This is a genomic window from Corallococcus sp. Z5C101001 (assembly GCF_007352635.1).
Classification (GTDB): Bacteria; Myxococcota; Myxococcia; order Myxococcales; family Myxococcaceae; genus Corallococcus; species Corallococcus silvisoli.
On record NZ_VKLU01000008.1, the window covers coordinates 99,576 to 113,038 of the forward strand.

Annotated in this window: 13 protein-coding genes; 3 read left to right on the forward strand and 10 right to left on the reverse strand. The window is 70.6% G+C overall.

What is annotated here, in order from left to right; genetic code table 11:
- Positions 1-30: 30 nt before the first annotated feature.
- On the forward strand, positions 31-825 hold the full coding sequence (locus FOF48_RS18305) for a hypothetical protein (protein WP_143903409.1): 795 nt from the start codon (positions 31-33) through the stop codon (positions 823-825).
- A 60-nt stretch (positions 826-885) separates the two neighbouring features.
- Here FOF48_RS18305 and FOF48_RS18310 read toward each other — a convergent pair whose 3' ends face one another.
- A complete protein-coding gene (locus tag FOF48_RS18310; RefSeq protein ID WP_143903411.1) occupies positions 886-1,791 on the reverse strand; it encodes an alpha/beta fold hydrolase in 906 nt (301 codons plus the stop codon).
- Between the two features lie 160 nt (positions 1,792-1,951).
- Positions 1,952-2,650, reverse strand: coding sequence for a hypothetical protein (locus FOF48_RS18315; protein ID WP_143903413.1), 699 nt, complete (start codon positions 2,648-2,650; stop codon positions 1,952-1,954).
- Between the two features lie 285 nt (positions 2,651-2,935).
- Between FOF48_RS18315 and FOF48_RS18320 the strand changes: the two genes are divergently transcribed.
- Positions 2,936-4,270, forward strand: coding sequence for a restriction endonuclease fold toxin 5 domain-containing protein (locus tag FOF48_RS18320; RefSeq protein WP_255442340.1), 1,335 nt, complete (start codon positions 2,936-2,938; stop codon positions 4,268-4,270).
- Positions 4,267-4,980 carry an immunity 52 family protein gene (locus tag FOF48_RS18325; RefSeq protein ID WP_143903417.1) on the forward strand — a complete coding sequence of 238 codons (714 nt, stop codon included), beginning with the start codon at positions 4,267-4,269 and terminating at the stop codon, positions 4,978-4,980. Before FOF48_RS18320 ends, FOF48_RS18325 begins: the two co-directional genes overlap by 4 nt.
- Here the strand turns inward: FOF48_RS18325 and FOF48_RS18330 are convergent.
- The 8 genes from FOF48_RS18330 to FOF48_RS18365 all read right to left on the reverse strand — a co-directional run bounded on the left by FOF48_RS18330 (position 4,973) and on the right by FOF48_RS18365 (position 13,448).
- Positions 4,973-5,731: a PIG-L deacetylase family protein gene (locus tag FOF48_RS18330; RefSeq protein WP_143903419.1), complete on the reverse strand. Its 759-nt coding sequence runs from the start codon at positions 5,729-5,731 to the stop codon at positions 4,973-4,975. The genes FOF48_RS18325 and FOF48_RS18330 overlap by 8 nt on opposite strands.
- Positions 5,728-7,014, reverse strand: coding sequence for a glycosyltransferase family 4 protein (locus FOF48_RS18335; protein ID WP_255442341.1), 1,287 nt, complete (start codon positions 7,012-7,014; stop codon positions 5,728-5,730). The genes FOF48_RS18330 and FOF48_RS18335 overlap by 4 nt, the downstream gene beginning before the upstream one ends.
- Complete coding sequence (locus FOF48_RS18340; RefSeq protein ID WP_143903423.1) at positions 7,011-7,877, reverse strand: sugar phosphate isomerase/epimerase; 867 nt, start codon at positions 7,875-7,877, stop codon at positions 7,011-7,013. The genes FOF48_RS18335 and FOF48_RS18340 overlap by 4 nt, the downstream gene beginning before the upstream one ends.
- Positions 7,878-7,880: 3 nt before the next feature.
- Entirely contained in the window at positions 7,881-9,356 is a 1,476-nt protein-coding gene (locus FOF48_RS18345; protein ID WP_143903425.1) for a YcaO-like family protein, read from the reverse strand.
- Positions 9,353-10,186, reverse strand: a complete 834-nt coding sequence (locus tag FOF48_RS18350) for a hypothetical protein (RefSeq protein ID WP_143903427.1) — start codon at positions 10,184-10,186, stop codon at positions 9,353-9,355. The genes FOF48_RS18345 and FOF48_RS18350 overlap by 4 nt, the downstream gene beginning before the upstream one ends.
- Positions 10,177-11,211 carry a Gfo/Idh/MocA family protein gene (locus tag FOF48_RS18355; protein ID WP_143903429.1) on the reverse strand — a complete coding sequence of 345 codons (1,035 nt, stop codon included), beginning with the start codon at positions 11,209-11,211 and terminating at the stop codon, positions 10,177-10,179. Before FOF48_RS18355 ends, FOF48_RS18350 begins: the two co-directional genes overlap by 10 nt.
- Before the next feature lie 94 nt (positions 11,212-11,305).
- The gene (locus FOF48_RS18360; RefSeq protein WP_143903431.1) at positions 11,306-12,238 is read right to left on the reverse strand and encodes a hypothetical protein; all 933 of its coding nucleotides are present in this window, start codon (positions 12,236-12,238) and stop codon (positions 11,306-11,308) included.
- A gap of 7 nt (positions 12,239-12,245) precedes the next feature.
- Entirely contained in the window at positions 12,246-13,448 is a 1,203-nt protein-coding gene (locus FOF48_RS18365; RefSeq protein WP_255442342.1) for an inositol-3-phosphate synthase, read from the reverse strand.
- Positions 13,449-13,463 lie beyond the last annotated feature (15 nt).

Genomic DNA, 13,463 nt, shown 5'->3' on the forward strand with positions numbered 1-13,463 from the left:
TTTGGGTTGGACACGAAAGGAGACACGGACATGAGCAAGGCGAATGGTGGCGGGGTCCAGAAGCTCTTCGAGGATGCGCACGCGGAGGGCGTGCTGAGCCCCGCGGCGTTGCAGGCGCTGACGGTGGTGGACCTGGGGGCGCAGATCCAGGCGGGCCTGGGCATCCACGTGGACGACGTGCAGGCGAGCGAGGTGGTGCTGGTGACGGTGATGCCGGATGACTCCGGGAGCATCTCGCACTCGGGGCACACGAAGACGGTGTGCGACGGGCACAACCTGGTGCTGGAGGCGCTGCTCGCGAGCCAGCAGAAGGATGGCGTGCTGTTCCACACGCGCTACCTGAACGGGCATGTGCTCAATCCTTTCCGGCCGCTGGAGGACGTGGTGCGGATGCACTCGGGGAACTACTCGGCGGATTTGGGGACGCCGCTGTATGACCAGGCGGTGGTGCTGCTGGGGACGGTGCTGGCGAAGGCGCAGGAGTTCAGCGCCAACGGGGTGCCGGTGCGCACGGTGACGCTGCTGATCACCGACGGCTCGGACCAGGGCTCACAGAAGGCGCGCGCGAAGGACGTGGCGGCGCTGGTGAAGGACCTGCACCGGGTGGAGAACCACATCGTGGCGGCGATGGGCATCGACGATGGGGTGACGGACTTCCGGCGGGTGTTCCAGGAGATGGGCATCGCGGACCGGTGGATCCTCACGCCCGGGCAGAGCGCCCAGGAGATCCGCGCGGCGTTCCAGGTGTTCAGCCAGTCCGCCGTGCGCGTGAGCCAGGGGGCCGCGAGCTTCAGCCGCACGGCGCTGGGAGGCTTTGGCGCCTGAGGGGGCACGCAGGCGTGGGGGGCGTGAAGGGGCGCTCCTTCACGGCCCCTGGCGCTCTCGTCAGGCCTGGAGGAAGTCACCGAGGAGCTTGCGGACTTCGTCCGGGCGCTCTTCGGAGACCCAGTGGCCGGTGTCCTTGAGGATGTGGGGTTCGACCTGGGTCGCGACCGCGCGCATCTGCGCGGTGAGGGGTTCGCCCATGGACTTGTCTCCCCCGATGACGAGGACGGGCATGGGGAGCTTGTTTCGGGCCAGCTCGCGGAAGTCCTTCTTGTCCTGGTCGAACGCCTGGAAGTAGCCCCACGTCGAGTGGAGTCGGCCCGGGGCCGCGTAGGCCCGCGTGTAGGCCTGTCGCTCGGCCTCGCCGATGGCCTGGGCATTGGCGGCCATGTCGGTCCAGAAGTGGTCGAGGTAGATGCGCTCGCGTCCCTGCACCAGCTTCTCCGCGGTGGGGCCGTTGAAGGAGAAGTGCCACACGTCCGTGCGGCGCATGACCTGGTCGGACCAGGGCTCGATGCCGGGCAGGAAGGCGTCCAGGACGGCGAGGCGTTCGACCTCGTCGGGGAACTGGGCGGCATAGGCGTACGCGACCATCAGCCCGATGTCGTGGCCCACGACGGAGACCTTGTCGAACCCGAGCTTCTTCACCAGCGCGCGCATGTCGCGGGCCATGGTCTCCTTGTCGTAGCCCTGCGCGGGGGCGGAGGAGTCACCGGCGCCGCGCAGGTCGGGGATGATGACGGTGTGGTGCTTCGCGAGCTCCGGCGCCACTCGCCACCACATGAGGTGCGTCTGCGCGTAGCCGTGCAGGAGCAGGACGGGGCTTCCCTTGCCCCCGATGACGAAGTGGATGCGGGTGCCGTTGACGTCCTCGTCGCCTTCGCGGAAGCCCGCTGGGAAGAAGGGAGGCGCAGCGCTCGAAGTCTTGGTTGGGTTTGAAGGGGAGTTCGGTTGCTGGCGTGTCATCGGCGCCTCCGCGTGAGAACGGTTTCACGCTTCACGGTGTGCATGCCGCGAGGGGCACGGAGGCGTCAGGCCGAGCGGGAAGTCCGGCGCTTGGGTTTCCGTGCGTTGCCGGTCGAGGGCGAACTCTTACGGGTATCCTGGCTTCGCTGTGCAGAGGGCGTCAGGCGCGCGCTTTTCGCAGGCGAACCTTGGCATCGACACCTGGTGACGAATCCCTTGGAGTCAGCAAGGCCCCCGACTCTGCATCCGATATCTCGACGCCCAGCGCGGTGAGTCTCCGCATGACTTCCTGGAAACGAGGGGTTCTCAATCGCTCAGGGACTTCGACCTCTAGGTCCGTGAGCACATTGCCCAGTTTACGAGGCCTACTCCAGTCATGAGACAACGTGATGAGGAAACGTACGCCCGGTGCGACGACCGTCCGGCCGTCGCTGTCGTCATCCTGGAGTTGTGCTGGCGCTGCTGCCTTCAGGACCTTGGCTTTGGGCGGCTTGGGCTGGGGGAGTGGTGTGGCAGGGACGACGACGAACTCGGGAAGCTCCGATTCCTTGCCGAACTCAGGCGGAACCTCACCTCGCACGAAGAGGATATGGGCGAACTTTAGCAGCTGCTCTTGACTGAAGGTCGTGAGGTCTGGCGAGTGGTAGCGCCGGTTGCCCCAACGAAATGGTCGCCTGAGAAGCCGATGAAGGTCATCCCGCCGGAGGTCCAGAAGCAGCTGAGGGATGGAGCCATTGTAGATGGCGTCAAGTGCTTGACAGAGGTCGGCGCCAGTCCGTCGGCCGGGTAGCCTTCGCGCAGTGGAAAGACTGCGCAGTCCATCAGCATCAATCAGCTGCAGAAGCCGGAAGACGTCCATTGGCACTCCCCTCCATGGGCCAGACGCTCGAAGTATGTCCCAGATCGAAGATGCCTGTGGCTTGGTTCGGATGTCGAAGAGGTTCGCCATGTCAAGGGATGGGTCCGTCGCCACTCCGCCAGCGGATGCCTGTGAATCCGAGGCATTCATCCAGGGATGGGGAGCACGATCTGTCGGGCCCACTTGAAGCCGGAGTGAAAGGGCTTGGCAGGCAGGTGGCGACGGAATCGTAATGAAGGAATGACCGCGCGCGGGCTCACGGTATGGGGACGGTCCCTGTGTTGGATGCTGCTCTGGGTGCTCTGGGTGGGCTGCGCCAGCGGGCCCACGGTGCGGCTGCGCACGGAGGGGCGGACGCTGGAGTACGCGCCTCGGACGTGGGATGGGCGCGTGCGGGTCAGCGCCCGTGACTTCGAGGAGGCGCTGTCGCGGCGGGTGTTGGAGGTGCCTTTGACAGTGCGGCCTTCGCGGCTGGGGCGGGTGGTGCGCGCGGTGGCGGGGGAGGGCGCGCTGCTGGACCAGGGGCTCGCGTTCACGCTGAGGGACAAGTACGGGCGATGGTGCCGGGCGCATGAGGCGCCAGGGGACTGTCTGTCGTTGCTGGAGGCCGGGGCAGGCTTCAGCGCGATGGTCCGGCTGACGTTCGCGGTGGGGATGTCGCTGGAGCCACTGCGCGCGAGCATTGGCGAGGCGCTGCGGGACACGTTGAATCCGACGTTCTTCGTCTCCGTGGTGGCGGGGGCCATCGCTTCATGGGTGGTGTTGGCGGCGGCGCCGGAGCCTGTGTTCACCAAGGGCGCGGCGGTGGTGGCCGCGGTGTTCCTGGCGTACGTGGGGATTGAGTCGTTCCTCACGGTGGTGCGGGCCTGTGCCGCGCTGAAGGCCGCGACGGACCGGGCCACGACGTTCCAGGAACTGGAGGAGGCGGGGGAGGCATTCGCCCGGACGCTGGGGCCGGAGGTGGCGCGGCTCTTCGTGCTCGCGGTGACGGTGCTGGTGAGTCATGGGGTGACGGTGGGGATGAGCTCCGCGCTCACGTTGCTGCCGGGCTTCTCGGACGCAGCGCTGCTGGGGGCGTCGCAGGCGGGCTTCCGGTTGGCGGCCGTGCGGGAGGTGAGCGCGGTGGCGGTGGTGGGCGGCGGGGTGGAGGTGACGCTCGCGTCCACGGCGGTGGCGATGGCGGCCCAGAGTGGGGGTGGAGGGCTGCCGTCAGCAGGAGGTCCGGGCAAGTGGGTGCAGGTGAACGAGTCGATGTCCGAGCGCGCTCGCGCGTATCAGGCACAGGTGACGGGCGCCCCGCGCGGATCCGCGTACCGGGTCGAACGCGGGGGCGAGGAGGTCGACTTCGATGGTTTCGACCCGGCGGAGAACGTGCTGCTGGAGGCCAAGGGGCCCGGTTATGAAAAGTTCCTTGATGAGGGGGCGGAGTTCAAGAGGTACTTCAGAGGAGACCAGAGCCTGCTCGAACAGGCACGCCGTCAGTTGCGGTTGGCCCGTGACACTCCAGTGCGGTGGTTCGTCGCGGAAGAGCGATTCTCGGTGATGCTCAGGAAGATGTTTCTCCAGGAGAACGTCGACATCGAAGTCATCCTGCGACCGGTGCAGGTCATCTCTCCATGATGGAAACCTATTTCGCAGGTGTGTATTGGCTGGGACGCGCCGAATCCGCGGAGGAGTGCGCCCGGCGTGCCGCGACGCTCTTCCAGTTCCTGGCTCACGTTGAACCGACTTGGAATCGCTGGTGCGAAACGGGGGACTCCTTCGAGGAGGCTGCTCGACGGCAGGTCGCCACGGATGAGGATGCGCTGCGACAGCACTTCGAGAGACAGGACCGCCGACTCGGGGATGGATACAACTACTGGCTCTGGGCAGGGGCCCATCCGAACGAGACGGTCAGCATCACCGGGGCTTGTGGTTCGGCGGATCCGTGGCAGCCGTCGTCGTGTGTTCTCACGCCCCCGCTGCGGGGAACGGCTTCAGCGCAGCTCCTGACGGCCACCGTGCTGTCTCAAGTGGTTCGTCAGATGGCCCTCGTATGGGAGCCGGACTTTGGTCTCGCGACATCCAGCGACCACCTGTCGAGCCTGTCCTCACGTCCCAAGATGGGGACGCATCCTGGCTGGATGACCTACTTCTCCCGCCAACGCGGACCCGTGCCTCCGCTCCCGGCTCCCGTGCGCGTCGAGCCCGTGGGAGACCTGGGCACGCTGGTCATCCTCACGCCGGAGCGGTTCACGGTGACGAACCCGGAGCACGTCCGGCTGGCCGCGGAGGTGCAACAGGTGCTCCTCGACGCGGGCCTGTTGCATCCCCTCCGGCCCCTCAGCTGACCGCCTCCGTCAGGAAGACCTCCGCGGCGCCGGTCCTTCCGTGGGCCTCCGCTTCCCGTTCGTGGAAGGCCTTGAGCAGGGGCGCGACCCCTTCCTCCCCTCCGAACTGGAACGCCAGCTGCGTGCCGTAGCAGGCACAGCCCTCCACCTTCCGCTCCAGGTGCTCCGTGATGTCCACCATCAGGGCGCCGAGCCCCGGTGGCACGGCCGCGTCTGGCTTCGCGTCCGGCTGGCGCACGGCGTAGGGCATGTCCCGGTAATACAAGACGCGGTTCGACGGGATGCCCAACCCCTGCACCGCCCGCACCACCTGCACGTGGTCCACGTGGCTTCCCAGCGCCTGCGGCACGAAGACCCGGTCCGGCTTCAGCTCCCACAACACCGGCCGCAGGCACCGCGCCACGGCCGCTTCGATGGCGTCGTCCAGTCGCGGCGGCTGGAACAGCGCCTCCGCGCTCGCGTAACCCCGGTGCGGCGCTTCCTCCAACTCCCCCCACACCGTGAGGTCCACGCCCAGCCGCTGCGCGAAGACCCAGTCCTCCTCGCGCCTCAGGGCCATGTAGTCCACCTCCGGCCCCAACCCCTTCGCTGTCTGGCATTCCAGCGCGAAGCCCCGCGGCTCCCGCACCGACCGCGTGAAGACGGTGACGAGCGCCACCGTCCACCCCTTCGCCTTCAACGCCGAAAGCGTGCCCCCGCAGGAGAAGGCCACGTCGTCCAGGTGCGGTGACACGAACAGGGCCGTGCTCATAACAAGTGCGGCGCCGCCCGGAACCGGCACGAGGGATCCGCGCTCGCCTCCGTCGTCGTGGGGTCGTACAGGTGCGTCCACCGCGTGTCCGGCCGAGTGCCCGTCAGCTCCGTGTAGACCCCTTGAATCCTCCGCCCCACCGACCGCCACGAGTACAGCTCCCGCACCTCTCGCAGCGCCGTCACCGCCAGCCGCCTGCGCAGCGGCGCGTCGTCCATCAGCCGCCCCATCGCCTCCGCCAGCGCGACGCTGTCCTTCGGCGGGACCAACAGCCCGTCCCGCCCGTCCTCCAGGCAGTCCACCACCCCCACCGCCTTCGTCGACACGATGGGCAACCCCGACGCCATCGCCTCCAGCAACGTGTTGGAGAACCCCTCCGAATGCGTGGGCGACACGAACAGGTCCCCGCTCCGGTACAGGTCCGGTGCCTCCGAGTAGGTGGACGCGCCCGTGAGCTCCACCGTGCCCCGGAGCCCCTCCGCCTCCACCCGCGCGCGCACCGCCTCCACGTCCGGGCCCATCCCGGACACCCGCAGCTTCAGGCGCCGCCCCTCCGCCACCAGCCGCTTCACCGCGTCCAGCAGCTCCAGCACGCCTTTCCGCGCGTCCACCCGGCCGTGGTACAGCCACACCGGCACCTCCCGCAGCTCCCCGAGCCTCGACTCACTCCTCGGATGGAAGCGCCGCGGATCCGTGGCCCCCGGGACGATGGTGAACCGCTCCAGCGGCGTGCCGTGGTGCGCTCGCACCTCCTCCGCGAAGGACCTGCTGCCAATCAGGAGCGCCCCCGCGTGGCCCAGCACCGCGAGCATCGCCTGCTTGTGCGTCCCACAGCACGTCCCCACCCAGTGTCCGTCGCCTCCCTGGATGGAGACGATGTTGGGCAATCCCAGACGCCGCGCCGCCTCCAGCGCCGCCAGTCCGCACGGGTAGCCGTACTGCGCGTGGACGAGGTCGAACGGCCGGCGCCGGTGCTCGCGAATCACCGTGCCCACCAGGTCCTCCACGTCCTGCTCGAAGCTCGCGGGGTGGCCCTGGTTGATGCGCTGCTCCCCCCGGGACTCACACCCCAGCACGTGCGCGCCCGGAATCCCCGGCGGCGGCCCGCCCCCGTACACCGCCATGCCCGCGGGGTCGTTGCGGTACTGGCTCACCATCGTCACGTCATGCCCGCACGCGACCAGCTCCCGCACCAGGTTCAGCGCATAGACGCTCATCCCCGAGATCGCCGGGAAGAAGCGCCGGGAGATGAAGCAGATCCGCAGCCGGTTCACGTTGTTCACGCCGCCACCTCCGCGCCTGTCGGCAGGCGCGCCCTCAACCATTCCAGCGCCCCGGGCACCAGCTCGTGCGCCCGGTGCGCATCCCGGGACAGCTCCACGCACACCAGCCGGTCGTAGCCCGCGCGCATCAGCTCCCGCAGCACCGACGGCACGTCCACGTCCCCCTCGCCAAACGGCAGGTGCTCATGCACGCCGCGCTTCATGTCCTCCAGCGCCACCGTGCCCAGCACCGGCGCGAACTCGCGCACCGCCTCCGCGGGCGCCCGCTCCTGCGTCACCAGCAGGTGCCCCACGTCCAGCGCCAGCCGCACCGGGGGCGCCCCCGCCGCCTCCACCCGGGCGTGCAGCCGTCCCCAGCCGTCCACGGTCTCCACCAGCATCCCCGGCTCCGGCTCCACCGCCAGCACCACGCCGCGCGACGCCGCGTACTCCGACAGCCGGGCCACCCCGTCCACCAGCCATGGCCAGGCGGCCTCTTCCGTCACCCCGGGCCGGGGCACGCCCGCCCAGAAGGACACGGCCTCTCCCCGGCACGTCGCGCAGACGTCCACCGCGCGCTTCAGGAACTCCAGCCGCCGCGCCCGGCCCGCCTCCTCCGGCGTGATGAGCGTGGGCTCGTGCTTCCTGCGCGGGTCCAGCAGGAAGCGCGCCCCCGTCTCCACCACCAGCCCCAGGCCCAGCCGCTCCAGCAGCGCCGCGAGCTGCCCGGCCCGCTGCTCGAAGTCCGGCGCGAACGGGTCGAAGTGGTGGTGGTCCAACGTCAGCGCCACGCCGTCGTACCCGCTGTCCGCGATGAGGCGCAGCGCGTCCTCGAAGCGGTGGTGGGCCACGCCGTTGGTGTTGTACGCGAAGCGCAGCGCCATGGCTCACTGCCCCCCGAAGCGGCGGCTCGCGAGCACCGCCGGCACCGCGTGGCGGTCCGGCTCCCGGTAGAGCGCGTACAGGCGCCCCACGCGCGCCTCCGCCAGCCGCGCGTTGAACCAGACGGGGCCACCCAGCCGCTCCTCGGCCTCCGGCGTCAGCCGCACCGGCTGCGCTCCCGGCGGTGGCGCCCCCATCCCCACCAGCGGATCCCGCCGCTCCAGCAGCCGCGCGGCGTTGCGCTCACCGATGCGGTTGTACGTCATCGTCTCCACCTCCAGCCCCGGCACCAGCACCTTCACCACGTGCACCTGACGGCCTGGCGGCGACAGGTCCGCGATCAGGATGTCGAAGCCCGCCGCGTGGAGCTGCCGCACCACGTGGTCGCACCGCAGCGACGGGTCCTCCGCCATGGGCGCCCGGGGCAGGTCCTCGAAGCGCACCGTCTTCCGCGTCATCAGCGTGCACGCCGTCAGCTCGCGCAGCGCCGCGGCCGGCATCCGCGCCCACTCCACCATCGCGTTCAGCGCGCGCGGCTCCTCCGCGCCCAGGTCCACCAGCGGCACGAAGCGGTCCATGTATTCCTGCGTCGCGACCCGGGCCACCGCGCTCAGCGGTCCGTGCATGAACGCCTTGCGCGCCCGCGAACAGGCGTACTCCAGCAGCGCCTTGCGCAGCGCCCGGTCCCGGTCCGGATCCGCCGCCTCGCCACACGCCGTCATCATCAGCGGCGGGTCCCCCACGGACATGTCTCGGCCCACCACGTACAGGTTGACCATGCCGAAGTCCGTGCCCGCCAGCTTCGCCATCACCTCCACCCCCGCGCGCCGGTAGCGCTCCAGCAGCTCGCGCACGTCCGGCGCCAGCTGCGCGCCTCCCAGGTCCAGCACCACGCCCTGGTCCATGGCGCGGTACTGAAGCCCGTTGCCGTCGCGCTGGAGCAGCTCCAGCAGGCCGTGCGACAGCGCCTGGGGCCGCGTCAGCCCCGCGCCCTGGCCGTTGGTGATGGGCGTGATGAGCGGCGAGCGGCCCTGCAACTGCCCCGGGTGGATGGCGACGTACTCCTCCGGCACCAGCACGCGCTCTCCGGTGGACAGCCGCTGCACCTCCACCCAGACGAGCGGCAGGTCCGGCCGGTACGGACTGCCCGCGGGCAGCCCCAGCGTGAGCGGGTCCGCCACCGCCGTGGGCCCTCGCGCGCGCACCAGCGCGGCGTAGCTGCCGTGAATGCGCGGCATCCGGAGCATCGCGTACTCGCAGAAGGTCTCCTCCACCAGCTCGCCCATCGCGCCGACGCGGGCCTCGTCTTCGGTGCGGCCGTAGCCGTTGCCGTGCAGCGCGGCGCCAGGGCCGGTCCCGATGCGCAGGCTGGCGGAGACCACCGGGACTCCCATCCGGTCGATGGGGTCGATGCGGAAGACTTGAAGCGCGCCGGTCGACACGGCGCGGTGATAGGCATCCAGGGCTCGGGCGACGCTCATGACAGCTCCTCCAACGGCAGGGGACGGGTGTGCGGCATGCCGGAGAGCAGCCGGTCGAACAGCGCCAGCGCGTGGTCGCGGGTGACGCCCCGTGCGAACTCGAACGGAGTGAAGACGTTCTCGAACGGCAGCTGCTTGAACACCGCGCGGTAGCGGCGCAGCTCCGCGTGGCTCAGCGGGATCGCGTAGTGGAAGCCCTTGTGACACGACAGCCCCGTGGGGCGGCCGCGCGCGTCCATGTCCACCTTCAGCGCGTCGCCGCAGAACAGCGAGCGGGTGCGCGCGTCGTACAGCACCGTCTGCCCTTCGTAGTGGCCCGCCACGCAGTGCAGCGTCAGCCCTGGCGCCAGCTCGTGTTCGTCATCCACCGGCCAGCGCACCTGGAAGGCCTTGCTGTATTGAACCGCGTCCCGGTGCAGGACGAGCAGCGGATCGAAGTGCTCCTGGAGCTGCCACAGCGCCCCGAAGCCGTGCGGGTGCGACGCGGACAGCACCTGGATGCCGCCCATCACCTCCAGGAACTCCAGCGCGGGCCGCGAATACCAGGGCGCGCCCTCGAAGACGACGTTGCCTTCCGGCCTGCGCAGGAGCCACCCCGTGGACCCCAGGCCGAAGTGCGGCGTGCAGGAGAAGGCCCAGATGCCGGGCAGCGCCTCCTCCCAGCGCGTGCTCAGCCGCTCCGACACCTGCCCCGCCGTCTGGAAGTCCCAGCCGTCGCGCGGCAGCGCGTTGCGCACGTCCAGGCAGGTGGGGCAGGCCGTGGGCCGCTCGCGCGGGAACCCCGGCTGCCAGGTGCCGCAGTGGGTGCAGGCATAGCGGATCAATGGCATGGCGGAAACGCCCTCCCAGAGTGGTTCGCCCGGGACAGGAGCCCCACGAGGCGCACGTCGCGCTCGGGGGAGAAGGGCTGCGGACGGCCGTCCAGCACGCAGGCCGAGAAGGACTCCAGCTGGTGGAGGAAGGGGCTCCGGTCCTCGTCCGGGGACAGGTGGATCCACGTCTCCTCGCCCGACCTCGCGTCGGTGAGCGACAGCGAACCGCCGGGCGTCTGCCCCATCGTCTTGTACGCCAGCGCGCGCGCCCGGGTGCCGATGAGCTCCAGCGTGCGCCGGGGGTACGCGTCCGGGCAGTTGTAGGCCACCTGCAGGAGCCCCAGCGTGCCGCTCTTGAACTGGCCCATCAGCACCGCGCCGTCGTCCACCGGGTAGCCGTGCACGCGCCGCTGCGTCATCGCGGTGAGCGACTGCCACTCATCCCCCAGCACCATCTCCAGCAGGTCCAGCCCGTGCGGCGCCAGGTCGATCATCGCGCCCCCTCCGGCCTGCTCCGGGTCGATGCGCCAGTTGCTCGGGGTCCAGTCCGCGGGCAGCCAGCACGCGTAGTGGATGCGCGCCTGGGTGACGGTGCCCAGCACGCCCTCCTTCACCAGCGTGCGCAGCCTGCGGTGCGCCGCGTGGTGGCGCTGGTCGAACGCGGTGGCGTAGTGCACGCGCCCGCGCTGACAGGCCACCACCATGCGCAGGGCCTCCTGCGGCGTGACGGCCATGGGCTTCTCGCACAGCACGTGCTTGCCCGCCGCCGCGCACGCCTCCGTCATCGCCGCGTGCAGGTGGTTGGGCGTGGCGATGTAGACGGCCTCCACGTTCCGGTCCGCCAGCACCGACCCCAGCGCGGTGTGCCGGACGGCGCCGTCCGCCTGGATGCGGATCAGCGCCTCCGCGTCCGAGTCGCACAGCGCCACCAGCCGCGCGTTGCGGGCCTCCTGGAGCGCCGGGATGACGTAGTCCCGCGCCACCCAACCGCAGCCCACCACCGCCCAGCCCAGCTTCCGGGCTTCTGGCTTCGCCTCCAACATGGTCACCACCTCTCCGGAAGGTTCAGCCGCCACCGCCGTCGGACGCGGGTGGAGCGCAGCGCTCGCGCCCCGCCGCTGGCCGTGGACCGCCGGCTCATGGCCACACCGTCGCTTCGCGGAGGACGTCGTCGCCGAACGCCCGCAGGGGGCCGGGGTGGATGAGCTCCAGGTCCTCCATCGCCTGACGCAGGGTGAACCCCGCCGCGCGGGCATGGGCCTCCAGCTCCAGCGCGCGGTCCAGCGCGTCCGCGGCGTTGAAGGCGCGCGCCTCCGGGGAGTCCACGTTGCCGGTGAGCATCAGCGCCTGGCGCACGACCTTGGAGAGCCGGACCGGAAGCGAGGCCAGGGCCGCCTCCGTGTGGCGCTTCATCAGGGGCTCCAGCAGGTCCCCCAAGAGCGCCTCGCCGCCGTAGCCCGCGTCCGGCAGCACCGCGTTGAAGAGGTGATGCGACAGGCCCGCCAGGAAGGGCAGGGAGGGGGCCGCGCCGAACCGCGAGGAGACGAGCACCGCGCCCACCGCCACCGCGTAGCAGTGGTCCGCGTGCCCTTCCTGCGGCGGGACGAGGAGGCGCGCCCGCCCGGGGAACGTGGCCCCGGCGCGGGGTTGATGCACCAGCCGCTCCACGAACGCGGGCGGCGGCGCGTGGGGCGCATCAGGTGTCTGCGTGAGCGCCAGGGACAGCCGCTCCCGCAGGTCGGGCTCCAGCGGTCCCGCCACCGCGTCCAGGCCCCGGTGCAGGACCCGCGCGACGTCCCCGGGGGACAGCCCCGCCCGCACGAGGACGTCCGCGTCCAGGCCGCCCAGCTTCACCGCGGCCACCGCGCGCGCCGTCTCCTGGAGCGCCACGGCTCCCGGGTCCACGCCGGAGGCGAGGGCCGCCCATGCGCGCCGGAAGCCGTGCGCGGCCAGTCCATCCGGATGGTCCGGGGTGCGCAGGCGCTTGAGGTCCATCAGCTCCGAGAGCAGCGGACGGAGCTCCGCCAGGCGGCCCGGGGCCGCCGCCGTGTCACGCGCGGGTGCGTTCATGGTGGTGTCAGCCCCTGATGCGTTCCGGGGCGCGCTCCACCTGGTGCGCGCGGCCCTGGGCCAGCCACGCCATCAGGTGGCGCTGCTGTTCGGCCATGGCGTGCTCGACGGGCTGGCCATCCGGCGACATGGGGGCCTTGAAGAAGCACCCCAGCGCGTCGATGACGCCGCCCTCGCCACGGCGCCTGGCCAGGTCCAGCGTGCGCGCCAGCTCCACGACGAGCGGCGCGGCGAGGATGGAGTCCTTGCAGAGGAAGTTGAGCTTGAGCTGCATGGGCTGCCCCAGGAAGCCCGTGACGTCGATGTTGTCCCAGGCCTCCTTGTTGTCCCCGCGCGGGCGGTAGTACTGGATTTGAACGATGTGGTCCTGGACCTTGTAGCCAAGGATGCTGTCCAGGGCGGCGCCCTTGGTGTCGAGCTTGTTCTGCTTCGACGCCGGGTCGTCGAGCGCCTCGCCGTCGCGGTTGCCCAGGATGTTGGTGGAGTACCAGCCGTCCACGTGCAGCGCGCGGTCGCGCAGCGCGGGGGCGAGCACCGTCTTGAGCAGCGTCTGGCCCGTCTTGCCGTCCTTGCCCGCGAGCGGTGCGCCGGTGCGCTTCGCGAGCGCGAGCAGCGCGGGGATGTCCGAGGCGACGCTGGGCGTGAAGTTGGCGAAGGGGATGCCGTCCACGATGGCCGCGTACGCGTAGAGCATCGCCGGGCCGATGTCCGGGGCGTTCGCGTCCAGGGCCTTCTCGAAGGACTCCGGCGTGGCGAACTCCGGACGGGTGGCGTCCACGCTCTTCTCCGTGGAGGCCAGGTTCACCACCACCACGCGGTCCAGCCGCTCGTCCTTCTTGAAGCGGGTGAGGTCGTCGCGGAGGACCTGCACCTGCTCGCGCAGGGAGCGCGCCTGCTTCACGGCCGTGCCGACGACGTTCTTGCAGAACTTCGTGTTGGAGGCCGCGGGCCACGGGCGCATGCGGCCCAGCGTGGGGGCCACCGCCTCCAACTGGGCCTCGGTGAGCACCGCGTGGTGGCGCGCCGCCTGGACCAGGTCCTCCTCGAACAGGTCCCAACCTCCGAACGTCAGGGCGCCGTACTCCACCAGCCCCAGCCCCTTCACGCCCGCGAGCGGCAGGCCCCGGGTGTCCACCCGCCCCTGGCGCAGCAGCTCCATGCCCGCCACCGCCGTGGTGGCCACCGCTCCACCCAGACCCACAATCGCCACGCCCAACCGCTCGTT

What these genes read in the sequence shown, in the direction of transcription:
- FOF48_RS18360 (WP_143903431.1), bottom strand. Translation starts at nt 12,238, where the DNA reads ATGAACGCACCCGCGCGTGACACGGCGGCGGCCCCGGGCCGCCTGGCG.
- FOF48_RS18345 (WP_143903425.1), bottom strand. Translation starts at nt 9,356, where the DNA reads ATGAGCGTCGCCCGAGCCCTGGATGCCTATCACCGCGCCGTGTCGACC.
- FOF48_RS18350 (WP_143903427.1), bottom strand. Translation starts at nt 10,186, where the DNA reads ATGCCATTGATCCGCTATGCCTGCACCCACTGCGGCACCTGGCAGCCG.
- FOF48_RS18325 (WP_143903417.1), top strand. Translation starts at nt 4,267, where the DNA reads ATGATGGAAACCTATTTCGCAGGTGTGTATTGGCTGGGACGCGCCGAA.
- FOF48_RS18340 (WP_143903423.1), bottom strand. Translation starts at nt 7,877, where the DNA reads ATGGCGCTGCGCTTCGCGTACAACACCAACGGCGTGGCCCACCACCGC.
- FOF48_RS18330 (WP_143903419.1), bottom strand. Translation starts at nt 5,731, where the DNA reads ATGAGCACGGCCCTGTTCGTGTCACCGCACCTGGACGACGTGGCCTTC.
- FOF48_RS18305 (WP_143903409.1), top strand. Translation starts at nt 31, where the DNA reads ATGAGCAAGGCGAATGGTGGCGGGGTCCAGAAGCTCTTCGAGGATGCG.
- FOF48_RS18310 (WP_143903411.1), bottom strand. Translation starts at nt 1,791, where the DNA reads ATGACACGCCAGCAACCGAACTCCCCTTCAAACCCAACCAAGACTTCG.
- FOF48_RS18355 (WP_143903429.1), bottom strand. Translation starts at nt 11,211, where the DNA reads ATGTTGGAGGCGAAGCCAGAAGCCCGGAAGCTGGGCTGGGCGGTGGTG.
- FOF48_RS18320 (WP_255442340.1), top strand. Translation starts at nt 2,936, where the DNA reads ATGCTGCTCTGGGTGCTCTGGGTGGGCTGCGCCAGCGGGCCCACGGTG.
- FOF48_RS18315 (WP_143903413.1), bottom strand. Translation starts at nt 2,650, where the DNA reads ATGGACGTCTTCCGGCTTCTGCAGCTGATTGATGCTGATGGACTGCGC.